Source organism: Clostridium cochlearium, from assembly GCF_900187165.1.
Classification (GTDB): domain Bacteria; phylum Bacillota; class Clostridia; order Clostridiales; family Clostridiaceae; genus Clostridium_G; species Clostridium_G cochlearium.
Genome location: NZ_LT906477.1, coordinates 1,124,302 through 1,141,533 on the forward strand (window position 1 = coordinate 1,124,302; position 17,232 = coordinate 1,141,533).

The following is a 17,232-nucleotide window of genomic DNA, read 5'->3' on the forward strand; positions in this document are numbered from 1 at the left end:
CTATATTGATGGCCTTTTATTAGCTATTCATTAGAAGCTTTTACTGACACTGGTTGTTCAAAAACTCCTCTTTTAACTTCTGTAGCAGTTATATTTTTGGCATTTAATTTTTCACCCATGTAATTGCAAGCATCCCAAGGATTTACTCTATCTCCACAAGTAAATACATCTACAGCGGCATATCCAAGTTCTGGCCAAGTGTGTATAGTTAAATGGGATTCAGAAATAATTACAACTCCACTTACTCCTTGGGGACTAAATTTATGGAAGGCAACCTCTCTTACTTCTGCACCAGCTTTTAAAGCGGATTCTACCATTATTCTTTCAATATATTCTTTATCATTAAGTATAGATTCATCGCAGCCATAAATTTCTGATAAAATATGACGTCCTAAATTGTTCATTTCCCTTACCTCCCTATTAATAATTGTCAAATAAATTTTATCAAATTTACTGGAAAAGTCAATATATTTACTTAGATTTTAAGAAAAATTGATAAAAACTATATATACATAGCGTTTACTTGCAAATTCTTTGTTATACAGACCTAATCTCCATTTAGTATTTGTTAATATACTAACTAAAGTAAAAAAATGCGTGTATTATTTTTATAATACACGCATTTTAAAATAATTATACTCATTATATTAAATATCATTTACTTCCTTAATACTTAATCCTATTTTCCTTTTTTCACCATCTACTTCTACAATTTTAGCTTTAACTTGTTGTCCTATAGATAATTCATCTTCAACTTTATCAATTCTTTTATGGCTAATTTGTGAAATATGGATAAGGCCATCTACACCAGGTTCAAGTTCTACAAAAGCACCAAAAGAAGCAAATCTTACTACAGTTCCAAGTACAATGTTTCCAACAGGATATTTTACATCTACATTTTTCCATGGATCTTCAGTTAAATCTTTAATACTTAAAGCAAGTTTTCTATTTTCTTTATCTATATCTTTTATATAAACTTTAATTTTATCTCCTACTTTTAGCATATCTGAAGGTTTTTCCACTCTTCCCCAGGATATTTCAGATACATGTAAAAGACCATCTACTCCATCTATGTTAACAAAGGCACCAAAGTTTGTTAGTCTTCTTACTTCGCCTTCTTTAACAGTGTCCTTTTCTAAAGAAGCCCAAGTTTCTTCTTCAATTTTTAACTGTCCTTCTTTTAGTAAGTCTCTTCTAGAACCTACTATTCTAGTATTATTTCTACCTTCTTCAAATTCTATTATATTTACAGTTAGTTCCTGTCCCTTATATACACTTAAATCATTTACATGTCTTAATTCCACATGAGATGCAGGTATAAATACTCTTATTATATTTTTGTATATAGAAATTAAACCACCATTAACATCTTCTTTTACTTTTACAACAACTTTTTCTTTGTTTTCAAAAGCTTCCTTTAACTCAATGTAAGCTTTTTCTCTATTTAATTCAATTACAGATATAACTGGAGGTTTATTTTCAGAACCTAATTTTATAATTTTTCCCTTTATTATATCTCCTTTTTTAATAAAGTTATTTATGTCCTCATCACTTTCTTTTGTTATTTCTGATAGAGGAAGTATTGCGTCTGATTTATAACCTATATTAACGTAGGCTTCACTATTACTTACAATAGATACTACCTCTCCTTCAACCTCTTGACCTATAGATATTTGAATATCATTATTATTCATATACTCTAATTGTTCATTTAAATCCTTATTACTCATTTTAAAAATGGCCTCCTTTATAATCCAATCTGGTGTTGAAGCACCTGCAGTAACACCAATTTTATAATATTTATTTGATATATAATCAGGTAATTCACCTGCATTTTCCACGTGGATTGTGTTAACACAGTTTGTTTTACAAATTTCATATAATTTAGTGGTGTTAGAGCTACTTTTACTTCCTATTACTACCATAAAATCTACTTCTTTAGATAATTCTTTGGCCGAAAGTTGTCTTACTTCTGTTGCATTGCATATGGTATTAAAAGCAATAATTTCTCTGCATTCATTTACCACTTTGCTTAAAACACTAACCCAGTGTTCTTTTTTTTCAGTGGTTTGAGATACAACACATATTTTAGCGGGAAGGTTTTCTATTTCTTCTGCATTTTTACATATTATAGCAGAATTATTGCACCATCCATTTATACCTATAACCTCAGGATGATTTTTATCTCCTACTATTAATATTGAATATCCTTTTTCATAATATTTTTGTACTTTTTTTTGAATGTTAGAAACATATGGACAAGTAGCATCTATAATATTTAATTTTTTTTCTTTAAGTTTTTCTATGGTTTCTAAAGTTACGCCATGGGATCTTAAAATTATTATATCCCCTTCTTTTAGTGTATTTATATTTTCGTAGTCTATAGGATATATATTTTGTTTTTTCAAAAAATTTACCACATCATTATTGTGAATTAAGGGTCCTAAAGTATATATTTTTTTATCAGTATATTTATCTTTTAATTTTAAACAAGTATCCACAGCTCTTTTTACGCCATAACAAAACCCAGATTTTTTTGCAAGAATTATACTCATTTTATGAATCTTTCCTTCTTTTTATTATTGTGTTTTGTATTAAATTACTTATTTCATCTACCACTTCTTCTATAGTGTAGTTTGTAGTGTCAATTTCTATTGCATCTTTTGCCTTTTTTAAAGGAGAAGTTTTTCTATTAGAGTCAATATAATCTCTTTTTATTATTTCTTCTAAAATGTCTTTATATTCTATTTGTTGATTTTTTTCTTTTAATTCCTTATACCTTCTGTCAGCCCTAATTTCTGGAGTAGCTGTTAGGAAAAATTTAAATGGAGCATTGGGCATTACTACAGTGCCTATATCTCTCCCATCCATTACTACTTCGTATTCAGAAGCTAAATCTTTTTGAAGTTTAACTAAAAGGGTTCTTACCTCTGGAATTGATGCATATAAAGAAACATTACCACTTACATTAGGATCTCTTATTTCAGCACTTAAATCCTCTCCATTTACTATTATTTTACCATTTTCAAAATACATAGAAATAGAGTTTATTAAATTACATAATCCTTCTACATTAGAAGGGGGTATATTTCTAATTTGAGCCAAATAAGTTATAGCTCTATACATAGCACCTGTGTCTATATACATTAAATCAAATTTTTTTGCTACTAATTTTGCAATAGTACTTTTACCAGCTCCAGCAGGTCCATCAATTGCTACAAGTACTTTCAACATAGATACTTCCTTTCTTTTTAAATATAATGTTTATATTCTGTATAAAATACAAAAATCCTCTATTTTTCGAGTAAATCATTTCTTAATTTTTTAGCTTCACCTAGATAAACATATTTTACATTAGGATTATATCCATTTAATAATATAAGAACTCTTATACACAAATTTAGAGAGTTTTCTACTTCCATTTCATTAAAATGCATTATTCCAATTTTATTTAAATTATATTTTTCTCTAATAAATTTACCAGGATAAGCTTTATCTATATCCTTTGTGCAGGAAAATATAATGGATACTATATCATTTTTATCTATTTTATTTTCTCTAAAAATATTCTCAAATAGCTCAAGGGTTTTATCCTTTATATCCTTTACTGAATTTTTTTCTATAGATATGGCCCCTCTTATAGCATACATTATTTATCACCTACCATTGTTCCTGCAAGATATCCTGTAGAAAAAGCTATTTGTATATTAAATCCTCCAGTATATCCATCTACATCTATTACTTCGCCTGCAAAATGTAAATTAGGTATAATTTTAGATTGCATATTAGAAGGATTTATTTCATCTACATTTATACCACCAGAAGTTACTATAGCTTCTTTTATAGGTCTAAAACCTTTTATTTTCATTTTTAAATTTTGTATTAAGCTACAAAGATTTCTTCTTTCTTCTTTAGTTATGGAATTTACTTTTTTATCTTCTGGAATATTAGATAATTTTATTATAGTATCTATTAATTTTTTAGGCAGTAAGTCATTTAAGGAATTTTTAAAATCCTTATTTATGTACTTATTAAAGTCCTTTTGAATTCTTTTGTCTAATTCTTCAAAGGTTAAAGCAGGTTTTAAATTTAAAACTGCATATTGATCTTCATTTTCTTTAACATATCTACTGGAACTTAATACTATGGGACCAGATATTCCAAAATGGGTAAATAGCATTTCTCCAAAATCTTTATATACTTCTTTAGATTTACTGTTTATTATTTTTAACTCTACATTTTTTAAAGAAAGTCCCTGTAAATTTTTAACCCATGGATCTTCTATTTCTAAAGGAACTAATGCAGGCTTTATATTTGATATTTTATGGCCTACTTTTGAAGCAAATTTATATCCATCACCTGTAGAACCAGTTTGAGGATAAGATGCTCCTCCTGTAGCTATAATAAAATAGTCTCCTTCAATTTCTAATCCATTTTGTAGTATTACAGAATGGATTAGATTATTTTTAACTTTAATATCCCTTACTGGGCTATTAAGCATTATTTTAACGCCTTTATCTTCTAGTTCTTTTTCTAAAGCTTTTATTATATCAGAAGATTTATCAGATTTAGGAAATACTCTATCCCCTCTTTCTGTTTTTAAAGGTGTATTTCTACTATTAAAAAATTCTATAGTGTTTTCATTAGTAAAAGTGTATAAAGAACTATACAAAAATTCTGGGTTACCAGGAATATAATCAAAAAAATCGCTTATATCCTTTTTATTAGTAACATTACATCTTCCCTTTCCTGTTATAAAAAGTTTTTTACCTAATTTTTCATTTCTTTCTATTAAAAAAACCTTATATTTATCAGCAGCAGTTATAGCTGCCATCATACCAGCAGGACCTCCACCGATAACTATTACCTTTTTCATATTTTTATTACCTCCTAAAATAGAAGAAACGAACCCTAGAGGTTCGTTTAATTTAATCCCTTCTTCTCTCTTTATAAGAGTATACCTCATATTCTTCCCAAATGTTTTCTAATTTAGCGAAAGTAGAAGAAATTTTATCTTTTTCTCTTAATCCTACTGCAATTATTAATGCATTTACCACACTTAGAGGAGCTACTAATGAATCTACAAAGGAAGCCATATTACTTTGGGCTATTAATGTATAGTTAGCTCTAGCGGCTAGAGGAGATAAAAGGCTATCTGTAATAGCTACAACTGTAGCTTCATTGCTTTGTGCATAATCTAGGGCTTCTATAGTTCGTGCAGCATATCTTGGAAAGCCTATGCCTATTACTAAATCCCCTTTAGACACATTCATCATTTGTTCAAAAATATCACTTACGCCATAGCTTATAACTTTTGCGTTATCTAATATTAAATTAAGATAAAATCCTAAAAATTCTGCTATAGGCATAGAACTTCTAAGACCTACTATATATATGCGTTTTGCACTAAATATACTATCTACTACATCATCAAAGGTTTTGTGATTTATTTTTTCTAAAGTGTATCTTATATTTTCCATATCGGATTTTAACACGCTTTTAAGAGTAGATTCTTGATCTATAAAGTCATTTGAAAGTTCTATACGCTGAACAGTTGTCAGTTTATTTTTTATAAGTTCTTGTAAAGCTTTTTGCAATTTAGGATATCCACTAAATCCGAGTTCATTAGCAAATCTTACTACAGTAGATTCACTTACACCCACACTAGAACCTAATTTAGCAGCGGTTAAAAAAGCTGCTTTATCGTAATGCTTTAGTATATATTCTGCAATTAACTTTTGACCTTTGCTCAATCTTGGGAATTTTATTTGAATGGTTTTTATTAAATCTTGATTTTCACCCTCCACTTTAATCAATCCTTTCCTATGTTTCCGGAATAATGCAATATTTATTTCATTTTATCATCTATTGAATATATTATCAACACCACATTCATAAAATAAAATAGCTGTATGCAAGCTATTTTATTTTATGAATAATGAACAAATAACAATGAATAATGAACAATTAAGGTTATTTTTCTCCATTTTGCTAGATTTTACAATTGACAGAGGACAGTTCATTTGACATTTGACATTTGACAGAGGACAATGAGGGATGATTTTCCTCCTTATGTCAGAAAATCTTTAATCTTATTAGTTAGAATTGAAAATGGAGAATGGAAAGTGGAGAATGATTGACAACTTTTCTCCATTAACATTACGAAAAGTTTTTAATTTTATAAGATCTTTGGGTTTAGTTAAAACTAAACCTTTATATATTAGATAAATCTAAGATATCTTCGATGTTCAGCTTTGCTGAACGAGTTTTTTATGCTACAACTATCTTTAACAAATAAAATTAAATTAAAACTTTTCTGAGTGTAACGAAGAAAAGTGTCCTTCACTGTCCTATGTCAATTGTCCTATGTCCTCTGAAACAAGCGATGTTCAGCGAAGTGAAGGACCCACAAAATAAGATTAAAATTTTTCAGAGCAAAGCGAAGAAAAATATCCTTCATTATTCACTGTTCATTATTAGTTATTCCTATTTTACGAATCATTCTTCTTTATATATTGTAATTACATGATTATTGTTTTCTTCACTTAATCCAAAAATTAAATCAGTTTCTCCTAGATTTTTATTTAAATAATCAACTACCTTATACATATCTTCATAGTACTCAAATTCTTTTGAAGCTAATATAGTTAATCCTTTTTTTTCGTTCATATAAAAACCTCCTAAAACACTTTTATTTAATTATTAAATTTATCTATTTCAGCCTGAGTGAGATATCTCCAATTTCCTATAGGCAAATCTCCTAATTCTATATGTGCTATGGAAATTCTTTTTAATTTTATTACTGGGTGATTTATTTTTTCACACATCTTTCTTACTTGTCTATTTCTTCCTTCTATTATGGATATTTTAACTTTTGCATTGCCATTTTGTATTGAAAGAATTTCTATTTTTGATGGTGAAGTTAGATAATCATCAATTACTAGACCTTTTTTAAAATTATGTAATTCATGGCTGGTGGGAATTCCTTTAATAGTTGCAACATAGACCTTTTCTTTTTCTTGGCTGGGATGTATAACTTTATTATAAAAATCACCATCATTTGTAAGCAATATTAATCCTGAAGTATCATAGTCTAATCTACCTATTGGATATATTCTCTCTTTTACATCTACAAGATCTAATATGGTTTTACGTCCCCTGTCATCTTTTACTGAGGAAATATATCCAGTGGGTTTATTTAAAGCTATATATTTTTTATTTTCTTCTTTTTTTATTATTTTATTATCAACAGTAACAATATCTTTTTCAGGATTTACTTTAATGCCTAGTTCCTTTACTAAATCTCCATTTATTTTTACCCTTCCTTGTAATATTATATCTTCACATTTCCTTCTTGAATCTACACCACAGCTAGCCATATACTTTTGAAGTCTTTCCAATTTTTATACACTCCTTTTATTAAAGTTTAACCTAATGTTATGTCCATTATCATCATTATTATAAATCCTATTATTAGACCATATGTAGCTATTCTTTCAAATCCATGTCTATGAGTTTCTGGTATGATTTCATCACTGATTACAAATAACATAGCCCCACCTGCAAAGGCTAATATAAATGGCAGTACAGGTTCTGCAATTTGTACTAATGTTATACCTATAATTCCACCTATTGGCTCTACTAAACCTGTTAATAAAGCTATTAGAAAAGCTTTTTTAGCAGGATAATTTTCTCTTACAAGGGCTAAAGCTACGGCTAATCCTTCTGGCATATTTTGAAGTCCTATACCAATGGCTAAGGATATTCCATCAGCTATATTACCACTTCCAAAGCCAACACCTACAGCTAATCCTTCTGGAAAATTGTGAATAGTTATTGCCAATATAAATAACCATACTTTTGAAAGAGATGACGATACACCTTCTTTTCTATTTGAAAATAAAATATGTTCATGGGGAGCATATTTATCTATTACATCTATAAGTACTGCGCCTAAAAATATTCCTAAAGCAGTAATAAGTACTGCATTTATACCTCCACCACCATATTCTATAGAAGGTATTATAAGACTAAAGCAAGTAGCTGCTAACATAACGCCTGCTGCAAATCCAAGCATACCGTCTAAGTATTTATGAGATACTTTTTTAGTGAAAAATACTGGTATTGAGCCAACAGCTGTAGCCATTCCAGCAGCTAAACTTCCCAAAAATCCTATGAATATTATATTATCCATTTTAAACCCTCCTTAAACAATAATAGAGAGGTAGAAATACCTCTCTATTATAATATTTGCAATTTTAGAGTATTTCTTTACTCTACATCTTGAATAGTAATTTTCCTTGTATGTTTTGTATGACTCCATTCTTTATTATTTTTATTTAGTATACCCTGTACAGTAATAGGAATCCAGGTTAATGTATAAAAACCATATAGTAAATACCATATAAATAGGGTTATGTAATGTTTTTTATTAAAAATGAATAATATTAATACAAATAAAGAAAAATATAAAATACTTCCTAATACTACTTCAAATAATTTTGGATTGTTACCAAATATTATTTCATTAAAGAAAATGTTAAGTGAATAGATAGAAAATACAAAAAACATCTTCTTATGAAGTTTCTCTTCTAAAAGCATTATAAAAGGAGTAAATAAAAACTGGAATATACTAAAAACTTTCCATATCCAAGGAGCAAATAAACTATTAATTACAAATATATTTAATCCATTTGCAGAACTATTTTGCATCATAGTTAGTATAGCTGATATAGCAAGTAATAAAGTAAAAAATGGTTGTATAGAATATAGAGCACAGTCAAAGGCCCTAAAGTCCCTATCTTTTATTGCTTTTTTCATAAGTTTTGCGAAAAATCTAGATGATACATCAGCAAACCCCTGCATCCATCTTTTCCTTTGAGACCAGGATTGTTTTAATGTTAATGGTTTTTCATCATAAACTATAGCATTATGGCTCCAACCTACTTTATGACCATTTAAAACTAATTTACAGGTAAACTCTAAATCCTCTGTTAAGCAGGTAGCTCCCCATCCCAATTGTTTTAATATATCCGTTTCCATACAAAATCCCGTACCACCTATTTGATTAGAAAGTCCTAAATTCCATCTTGCTAATTGGAAAAGTCTATTTGCTGTCCAAAAGGATATAGAATAAGACTGAGTAATCCAAGAATCTTCAGGATTTTTGCTATCAATATAGCCTTGTACCACTTTATATCCATCCAATAGTTTAGCATTCATTTCCTTCAAGAAGTTTGCTGAAACTAAATTATCTGCATCAAATACAGCAATAGCATCATATTTTTTTTCCATTTTAAATATCTTGTCAAACATCCATTCTAAGGCATAACCCTTTCCTCTTTTGCTAGGAACATTTCTTTCAAATACATTGACATCTAGTTTCTTGGAAATTTTAGCTGTATCATCTGTACAGTTGTCTGCAATAACGAATATATCATATAAATTATCAGGGTAGTCCAGTTTTTTTAAACTGTCAATTATATGACCTATTACAGTTTCTTCATTATGTGCTGCTACGATTAAAGCAAAAGTTTTTTCTGGTTTTACTAAATTGCCATCTACTTCGTCTTTTTTATGAAGTCCAAAAAGAGATAGTATAAAGTAATACATAGTCATCAAAAAAACTACTATTTGAAAAACTGATGTAGCTAAAAAAACAAAATTGTTCAAAATATCACTTCCACACTTTATTGTATTTTTGATGCCATGTTTTATAATAGCATAATTTTTAATATAGTGCTAATAATTTTTAATGCTTATATATAAATTAAGAATGAATTAAGAAATAATTTATAATTTGTTTATTTTGTATAAATTATTTAAAATTTACCTTCTACATATATATCTTCTAATTTTTTTCTAGTACCAGGATTTTCTTGTTCTCTTAGTGCATCTGTTGCAAGTTCTTCTTTATTACCTAGTTTTCCAATAGCAACTACTGCTATTAGTTCATATTCATCTGGTATATTTAATCGTTCTCTTGCTAAATCCTTTTTAAATCCTCCCATAGCATGAGTTATTAATCCTCTTTTTTCTGCTTCTAAGGATAGATATCCCCAAGCTGTTCCGGCATCAAATTTAGACCAAAAATTATCTCTGCCATCTAAGTCGAATTTTTTCTTAGCTAATATAGATACGAAAGCTGGTGCTCTATCAGCCCAGAGTCTATTGCTATCAACTAATATACTTCTTATTAAATTTAAATCATCTAATTCGTAAGAAAGTATAAATTTCCATGGCTGTTCATTAAAACAAGAAGGAGCATATCTTGCTGCTTCTAACATAGCTAAAATATCTTCTTTTTTTACTTCTTCATTGCTAAAAGCTCTTGGTGACCATCTATTTTTAATTTCATCTATAATATCAAAATTAAATTCCCTTTGCATAAAAATCCCTCTTTCTATATTTTTAATTTATTTTTTTAAGAAATCTATTCTAATATCCTTACTTAATATTTTTTTTGCATATTCTATAGCAGCAAATAATGAATGATCTCTATAATTACCACATTGAATTTCATTTGTAGCTGGAACTTTGGTTGTGTTTATAACTTTTTCTAAAGAATTTTTAAGAGCATCTCTTATTTCTTTTGGTTCTCTATTCCCCCATATAATTAAATAAAAACCAGTTCTACATCCCATAGGTGAAATATCTATTAACCCTTTTAACTCTTCCCTTAAATAAGTAGCTAATAAATGCTCTAATGTATGCATTGCTGCTGTAGGTATTTCTTCTTCATTAGGCTGTACAAGTCTTAAATCAAATTTAGATACAATATCACCTAATTCACCTTTCTCTATAGCTGCCTTTCTAACGTATGGTGCAATTACATTTCTATGATCTAATTCAAAACTCTCTACTTTTTTCATTTACAATTCCTCCTTTGTAGTCATATATATATTATATATTATTTTGGTAATAATTATAAGTATGGTTTACATTTTTATTTTAATACATAATAATTATTATGTAAACAATATTATGTCAGTGAATAACTAATAATGGATAATGAACAATTATAGATAGTTGTTTTTTCTGTAGTTATTCAACTTTACTGAGTATCAAGGTTTTATAAAATTAAAAACTTTTCGAAATGTTAATGGAGAAAAGTTATCCATAATTATTCATTGTTCACTATTAATTGTTCATTAAAAAAACCCCTTTAAAGGGGTTTTTTACTTATCGTATTAAATGTATTGGAGCACTTACTCCTATTGGAATATTAAATTTGTACCAGAATATAAGTAATATTGTCCATCCTACTAAGAATAGAATTGCGTATGGTAACATTGTAGATATTAATGTTCCTATTCCGGCATCCTCATCATATTGCTCTGCAAAAGAAACTATTAATGCAAAGTATGACATAAGAGGTGTAATTATGTTTGTACATGAGTCACCTATTCTATAAGCTGCTTGAGTGAATTCTGGTGAGAATCCTATAGCCATAAACATTGGAACAAATATTGGAGCCATAATAGCCCATTTTGCAGATGCAGAACCCATAAATAAGTTTAAGAATGCTGCAACTAAAACAAAAGATACAATTAAAGGAATACCTGTAAAACCTGTGGATTGTAGAAATTTACCACCGTTATATGATAATATTGTTCCTAAATTAGTATGATTAAAATATGCTACAAATTGAGCAGCAAAGAATACTAATACTAAATATCCTCCCATACCTGACATAGCTTTTCCCATAGCATTTGCAACGTCTTTAGATTTTTTAATTTTACCTATTGAAATACCATATGCAATACCTGGTACTGCAAAGAATATTGCAATTATTGGAACTAATGCATTCATAAATGGAGTTTTTCCTAAAATTTTATGAGTCTCAGGATGTCTTAAAACTCCATTTTGTGGACCTATTAATGCTGCTATAAATAATATAAATACTAAAAAAGCAATTCTAGAAGCTTTAAGAGCTTTTTTCTCTTCAGCATTTAAATCTCCAGTTCCCAAATCTACTTGTACACCTTCATACTTTCCAAGCCTTGGCTCTACAATTTTGTCTGTAACAAAAGTACCAACTATGGTTATTAAAAATGTAGATGCCACCATAAAGTAATAGTTTGCAGTAGGTGTTACTACATAAGATGGATCTACTAATTTAGCAGCCTCTGTAGTAATTCCTCCAAGTAGTGGGTCTGTAGTTCCTATAAGTAAGTTTGCACTAAATCCTCCCGATACACCTGCAAAAGCTGCAGCTATACCTGCAAGAGGATGTCTTCCAAAACTTGCAAATATCATTGCACCTAAAGGTATAAGTACTACGTATCCTGCATCAGATGCAATATTGGACATAACACCTGCAAGAACAATAATTGGAGTTATAAGTTTTTTAGGTGCTCCCATGACACTTCTTCTTAAAATAGCTTGAATAAATCCAGTTTCTTCAGCTAGTCCAACTCCTAGCATAGCTACAAGCACTGTTCCAAGTGGCGCAAAACCTGTAAAGTTTTTCTCCGCACTTTCAAACATATATCTTATTCCTTCAGGAGTTAGTAAACTTACTGCCTTAACATTTGTACGGTTTATTCCACCATTTACTTTGTCTACTAAATCAATTGTAACATTAACACCTGCTTTTGCACATATGTGTGAAATTATGATAATTGCAATACTTAATACAACAAAAATCATAGCTGGGTGAGGCATTTTATTACCTACTCTTTCTACCCAGTCCAAAAAAGATTGAAATACGCCTTTTTTAGTCTTTTTTGCTGGATTTTTTTGTGTTTCCCCCATATTTACTCCTCCTTTTTTTGAAAAATGTACAAAAACTAAGCATGAATTATTTCGAAACGAAATAATTCATGTTCATTTTTTATTAACATTTTAGCATATGGAAGATTTTTATGCAAGAACTTTATTTTTGTATAGTTCAACGTCATTTGTTGTAATTTTTATTGATTTATATAAATATTAATAGTTTTCTAAAAATGTAGATAAATAAATTATTTTATTCAAATTCCAGTCAGTTATTTAATTAAATGGCTTTTCTTTTTATCAATATTTCATATAAAAACAGTGCTAATGCTCCTCCTATTAAGGCTGTTATAAGTTGAGGGAATCCCATCATTATTGCCAATTTGTTTGCTACCTTTTGCGGAATACTTATATTTAATACATATATTAATTTGGTAGAAGATAGAAATAAAAAGAAATACTTGAAAATTGATGATACAATAAAACTTAAATACTTTCTAAAACTTTCTTCTCTTTTATATATTAAAGCAAAGAAAATTATATATATTCCATTTCCTATAGCTATAAAAGGTACAAAAGGTCCCATAGGAGCAGGTAATTGACCTATAACCCAAGCAAGTACTGGTGTTAGTGCTCCTACTAAAACTCCTAAATAAGTACTACAAGTTAATGATGATATTAGTAAAATACAATTTACAATAGATCCTACAAATAATTGACTAATTTGAGGAAAGCTTCTTCCCAGTGCCTGTGCAATTATAGCTAAAGCCAACAATAGAGAAGCTCTTATTAATTTTTTAACATCCTTCATAAAATCGCCCCTTTAATAAATAATAAAATTTAAAATATTTCAGATACTCTATCCAATATTCCATTTAAATAAGCTAATACCACTCCAAAATTTGTAATAGGAATATTTTTTTCTCTAGCCTTATTTAACCTATTAACCATTTGTTTTTTATTTAACATACACCCTCCGCAGTGTATTATGAGTTTATATTTTTCTATGTTCTTAGTAAAATCTCCCCCTGATGAAAAATCTATATTAATTTCTCCTCCTATTTTCTTTTTTAATAGTTTAGGTATTTTTTCTTTAGCAATATCTCCTTTAAGAGGGTGATGAGTACAGGCTTCTGATATTAATATATTATCTCCTGGATTTAAAGAACTAATGCTTTTAGCACCTTCTATTAATAATTTTATATCACCTTTGTACCTAGCCATTAGTATAGAAAAAGAAGTTAATTTTATATCTATTGGTATCATATCTTTTACTTTGTTAAAAATTTGTGAATCTGTAATAACTAAATCTGGTTTTTTATATAAATTTTTAAGACCTTCCTTTAATTCAGTGTCTTTTAAAACCATAGCCATTGCACCTTTATCTAATATATCCCTCAAAACCTGTACTTGTGGAAGTATTAATCTGCCTTTAGGCGCTTGGAGATCTTGAGGTGTTATTAAAAGTACTAAATCTTTTTTTTCTACTATACCTTCTAATAATGTAGTTTCATTATTAGAAGGTATTTGTTCTATTATTTTTTCTTTTAATTTATCTATATTTTCCTTTTGTAAAGCACTAATTGGTACTATATTATTATCAAGCTGTTCTTTTGCCCTACTTATAGCTTCTTCTAAATTATCTGACTCATCTATTTTATTTAAAGTTATAACCATTGGTATTTTTCTTTTGCCCAATTCTTCTTTTAAATACATTTCATATTGAAAATCTTTATTTTTACAGTCCATTACAATAACCGCTATATCTGTTTTATCCATAATTTCTTTTGTTTTTTCTATTCTCAAATTTCCTATATATCCCTCATCGTCTAATCCCGCTGTATCTATTAACATAATAGGACCTATAGGGAATAACTCCATAGCCTTATAAACAGGATCTGTTGTAGTCCCTGCTATATTAGAAACTATTGAAACTTGTTGATTTGCAAATGCATTAATTATACTAGATTTTCCTGCGTTCCTTTTTCCAAAAAAAGCTATGTGTATTCTATTCCCCTTAGGAGTATCTTGCATAAAAATCCCTCCTTAAAATCTCAAATCTCTTTCTCCCGCTTCAATTCTTTGTAATTTTTCTTTTGCCAAGTTTTTAACTTTTTCATTTGGAATATCCTCTAGTGAATTTTTTATAAGTTCTTCTCCTAATTTTTTAGCTTCTTCATCCCCATAATCTAGTAAAAACTCTTTAAAAGTTAATAGAGCATTTGGATGACATACATTTTGTATTTCTCCAGTTTTAGCAAGACTCATAAATCTTTCCCCAGTTCTACCCTCTCTATAACAGGCTGTGCAATAACTTGGTATATATCCTGACTTACAAAGACTTTTTATTACTTCTAATGGTGATCTATTATCACCTAATTCAAATTGAGGCTTTTCTCCTTTATGTCTTCTCATATTTTCCTTTGAATATCCTCCAACACCTGTACAAGAACCTGCACTTACTTGAGATACTCCTAGAGTAATAACTTCTTCTCTAAAATCTGTTTCTTCTCTTGTGGAAAGTATTATTCCAGTATAAGGTACTGATAATCTTAAAATAGCAACTATCTTTTTGAAATCTTCATCCTTTACTAAATAAGGATATTCTTTTAATGTCATTCCCACAGCTTCCCTTATTCTTGGTACAGATATGGTATGAGGTCCTACTCCTGTAGCTTTTTCTAAATGTTCTGCATGCATAAGCATAGCAACAGTATCATATTTATAATCATATAGTCCATATAATACACCTATACCTACATCATCAATTCCTGCCATTCTAGCTCTATCCATAGCTGTAGTATGATAATTGTAATCACTTTTAGGTCCTGATGGATGCATTTTTTCATAGGTTTCTTTATGATATGTTTCTTGGAATAATATATAAGTTCCTATTTCAGCATCTTTTAATTTTTTATAGTTTTCCACTGTAGTAGCTGCAATATTTACATTTATTCTTCTTATACTTCCATTATTGAATTTTAGAGAATATATCTTTTTTATACTTTCTAATACATAATCAATAGAACAGTTTACATCATCTTCCCCTGCTTCAAGAGCTAATCTCTTATGTCCTAAAGATTCTAAGACTTTTATTTCCTCAGCTATTTCATCCATAGTTAGTTTATTTCTTTTAAAATCACTATTACCACATTTATAGCCGCAATATTTACAGTTGTTAACACAATAATTACTAATATACAATGGTGCAAAAAGTACTATTCTTTTACCATAAATCTTTTCTTTTATTATTTTTGCTGCCTTATATATATCTTCTAAAATATGTTCATCTTCAACATTTAATAAAACAGCACCCTCTTCATAAGTTAATCCCTTACATTGTAAGGCTTTATTTAACAATTCTCTTACATATTTTTCGTCCTTAGCCTTTTCTTTTCCATTTTCTATAGCCTCTAATATATCTGAATGTATTATAAAATCTTCTGCTTTTACATTTTTCATTTTAAAATCTCTCCTTTTTTAAAGTATCCCCTCGGTGTTTTGCAATATCTCTACCAGAGGACAATATAAATTTTTCTAAGTCTTCTCTTTCTTCTATTATGCTTTTTTCTTTTTTTAAATCTATAGGATATATTTCATAAAGTCTTCTATAATTATAAGGTTCTAATTTTTGCATAATAACATTGGCTCCACACTTAAATGAAGTAAATTTATGATCCTTATTTAAAACGCCTAAGGAAGTTGTGGCCGGTAGATGAACATTTTTTAATATTATTCTTGAAAGTGCAACTACCTTTAGAGTTAAAAGTGTATCTCCTTTTACTTCATGCTTTAACTCTGTATGAGGATGAGGTATAAATGGTCCCATACCTGCCATATCCACATCTAATTCTTTTAAAAGCAAAATATCCTTTGCTAGAGTATTATAATCTTGTGTTGGAAGTCCTATCATAAATCCGCTTCCTGCTTGGAACCCCACCTCTTTTAAATCTTTTAGCGCTTGTATTCTATCCTCTAATTTATATCCTTTATGTATTTTTGAAAATAAATTTTCATCTGCAGTTTCATGTTTTATTAAAAATCTATCTCCTCCTGCTTTTTTAAAAGCCCTATAATCTTCTTTATCCCTTTTTCCTATACTAAGGGTTATGGCAATATCTCCAATTTCCTTTATGGATTTTATAATGTCACATATAACTTCTCTTGTATAAAATAAATCCTCTCCTGATTGCAGTACTAGAGTTTTATAACCAGCATTATAGGCTTCTTTAGCAACCTTTAATATCTCTTCTTTGGTCATCCTGTATCTTTTTATTTTCTTATTGTTTACATTTAAACCACAATAAGAACAATTACATCTACAATAATTTGAGAACTCAATTATACCTCTTATATTAACCTCATTGCCACAATACTCTAAAGTGGTCTGTTCAGCTTTTTTAAAAAGATATTTTATATTATCTTCCTCTTCATTTTTAAGTATTTCCACTATTTCTTCTTGGCACAAATTACTTTTCTCATATGCTTTATCTATGATTTCTTTTATATTCATAT

At 28.7% G+C, this 17,232-nt stretch carries 17 protein-coding genes; all 17 read right to left on the reverse strand.

Annotation, left to right across the window (positions count from 1 at the left end; all coding sequences use genetic code 11):
- Positions 1-23 precede the first annotated feature (23 nt).
- Positions 24-404: an adenosylmethionine decarboxylase gene (speD, locus tag CKV72_RS05430; protein ID WP_089864316.1), complete on the reverse strand. Its 381-nt coding sequence runs from the start codon at positions 402-404 to the stop codon at positions 24-26.
- 243 nt (positions 405-647) lie between these two features.
- On the reverse strand, positions 648-2,555 hold the full coding sequence (locus tag CKV72_RS05435) for a bifunctional 4-hydroxy-3-methylbut-2-enyl diphosphate reductase/30S ribosomal protein S1 (protein WP_089864319.1): 1,908 nt from the start codon (positions 2,553-2,555) through the stop codon (positions 648-650).
- A gap of 1 nt (position 2,556) precedes the next feature.
- Positions 2,557-3,231, reverse strand: a complete 675-nt coding sequence (gene cmk, locus CKV72_RS05440; RefSeq protein ID WP_089864321.1) for a (d)CMP kinase — start codon at positions 3,229-3,231, stop codon at positions 2,557-2,559.
- Between the two features lie 62 nt (positions 3,232-3,293).
- Positions 3,294-3,650: a chorismate mutase gene (gene aroH / locus CKV72_RS05445; RefSeq protein ID WP_089864324.1), complete on the reverse strand. Its 357-nt coding sequence runs from the start codon at positions 3,648-3,650 to the stop codon at positions 3,294-3,296.
- A complete protein-coding gene (locus CKV72_RS05450; protein WP_089864342.1) occupies positions 3,650-4,876 on the reverse strand; it encodes a BaiN/RdsA family NAD(P)/FAD-dependent oxidoreductase in 1,227 nt (408 codons plus the stop codon). The genes aroH and CKV72_RS05450 overlap by 1 nt, the downstream gene beginning before the upstream one ends.
- A gap of 52 nt (positions 4,877-4,928) precedes the next feature.
- Entirely contained in the window at positions 4,929-5,807 is an 879-nt protein-coding gene (locus CKV72_RS05455; protein WP_089864327.1) for a MurR/RpiR family transcriptional regulator, read from the reverse strand.
- Positions 5,808-6,498: 691 nt separating this feature from the next.
- Positions 6,499-6,669, reverse strand: coding sequence for a DUF4264 family protein (locus CKV72_RS05460; RefSeq protein ID WP_089868063.1), 171 nt, complete (start codon positions 6,667-6,669; stop codon positions 6,499-6,501).
- 26 nt (positions 6,670-6,695) lie between these two features.
- A complete protein-coding gene (locus tag CKV72_RS05465) occupies positions 6,696-7,379 on the reverse strand; it encodes a pseudouridine synthase (protein WP_238021423.1) in 684 nt (227 codons plus the stop codon).
- Between the two features lie 47 nt (positions 7,380-7,426).
- Entirely contained in the window at positions 7,427-8,194 is a 768-nt protein-coding gene (locus tag CKV72_RS05470) for a ZIP family metal transporter (RefSeq protein ID WP_089868068.1), read from the reverse strand.
- 77 nt (positions 8,195-8,271) lie between these two features.
- Positions 8,272-9,672, reverse strand: a complete 1,401-nt coding sequence (locus CKV72_RS05475) for a glycosyltransferase family 2 protein (RefSeq protein WP_089868070.1) — start codon at positions 9,670-9,672, stop codon at positions 8,272-8,274.
- A gap of 149 nt (positions 9,673-9,821) precedes the next feature.
- Positions 9,822-10,388: a nitroreductase family protein gene (locus CKV72_RS05480; RefSeq protein ID WP_089868072.1), complete on the reverse strand. Its 567-nt coding sequence runs from the start codon at positions 10,386-10,388 to the stop codon at positions 9,822-9,824.
- 27 nt (positions 10,389-10,415) lie between these two features.
- On the reverse strand, positions 10,416-10,871 hold the full coding sequence (locus CKV72_RS05485; RefSeq protein ID WP_089868075.1) for an S-ribosylhomocysteine lyase: 456 nt from the start codon (positions 10,869-10,871) through the stop codon (positions 10,416-10,418).
- Positions 10,872-11,181: 310 nt separating this feature from the next.
- Positions 11,182-12,756 (reverse strand): AbgT family transporter, encoded by a 1,575-nt coding sequence (locus CKV72_RS05490; protein ID WP_095177705.1) that lies wholly within the window; start codon positions 12,754-12,756, stop codon positions 11,182-11,184.
- A gap of 241 nt (positions 12,757-12,997) precedes the next feature.
- Positions 12,998-13,528 (reverse strand): ECF transporter S component, encoded by a 531-nt coding sequence (locus CKV72_RS05495; RefSeq protein ID WP_095177706.1) that lies wholly within the window; start codon positions 13,526-13,528, stop codon positions 12,998-13,000.
- Between the two features lie 29 nt (positions 13,529-13,557).
- Entirely contained in the window at positions 13,558-14,751 is a 1,194-nt protein-coding gene (gene hydF, locus CKV72_RS05500) for a [FeFe] hydrogenase H-cluster maturation GTPase HydF (RefSeq protein WP_095177707.1), read from the reverse strand.
- Positions 14,752-14,763: 12 nt separating this feature from the next.
- On the reverse strand, positions 14,764-16,179 hold the full coding sequence (hydG, locus tag CKV72_RS05505; RefSeq protein WP_089868087.1) for a [FeFe] hydrogenase H-cluster radical SAM maturase HydG: 1,416 nt from the start codon (positions 16,177-16,179) through the stop codon (positions 14,764-14,766).
- A gap of 1 nt (position 16,180) precedes the next feature.
- Complete coding sequence (gene hydE / locus CKV72_RS05510; RefSeq protein ID WP_089868090.1) at positions 16,181-17,230, reverse strand: [FeFe] hydrogenase H-cluster radical SAM maturase HydE; 1,050 nt, start codon at positions 17,228-17,230, stop codon at positions 16,181-16,183.
- Positions 17,231-17,232 lie beyond the last annotated feature (2 nt).